The 502-nt window shown below is 49.0% G+C and carries 2 tRNA genes; both read left to right on the forward strand.

The features are described from left to right. Window positions 1-181 precede the first annotated feature (181 nt). A tRNA-Ala gene (locus H8699_RS12405) sits at window positions 182-257 on the forward strand. A 3-nt stretch (window positions 258-260) separates the two neighbouring features. Further along, window positions 261-337 (forward strand) — tRNA-Ile (locus H8699_RS12410). Window positions 338-502 lie beyond the last annotated feature (165 nt).

A 502-nucleotide genomic window follows, 5' to 3' on the forward strand; every position in this document is an offset into this window, starting at 1 on the left:
AAAAAGAGGAAAAGAAATTAAGGCTTAAAGGAGAAGGCCTCGGAAGAGGAAGCTGAGAAGAAAGCGGAAGAACGGGAGATATTTCGTGTCTGACCTGTGCAGTTTTGAAGGGTCTTAAGTTTTAAATTTTATAAGATTCTTCCCGCGTGATGCGCGGAACGAACGGAAACCTGCTTGTCGTGGGGGTGTAGCTCAGCTGGGAGAGCGCCTGCCTTGCACGCAGGAGGTCAGCGGTTCGATCCCGCTCATCTCCACCACGAGGGCTCATAGCTCAGCCGGTTAGAGCGCACGCCTGATAAGCGTGAGGTCGGTGGTTCGAGTCCACTTGAGCCCACCACTGCCAGTGCAGTGCTGGCATTTGTCCTTTGAAAACTACATCAAGTAAGCAAGAAAGCGATAGAAACGAAAAGAACGTAAGAAAGAAATCTAGTGGAGTTGCTGTAAAGGTAACGAAACGGGAAGAAATCGAACGGGAAACTACAATTTCGCTTTGAGAGAAAGG

Source organism: Luoshenia tenuis (genome assembly GCF_014384745.1).
In the GTDB taxonomy this organism is placed as follows: domain Bacteria; phylum Bacillota; class Clostridia; order Christensenellales.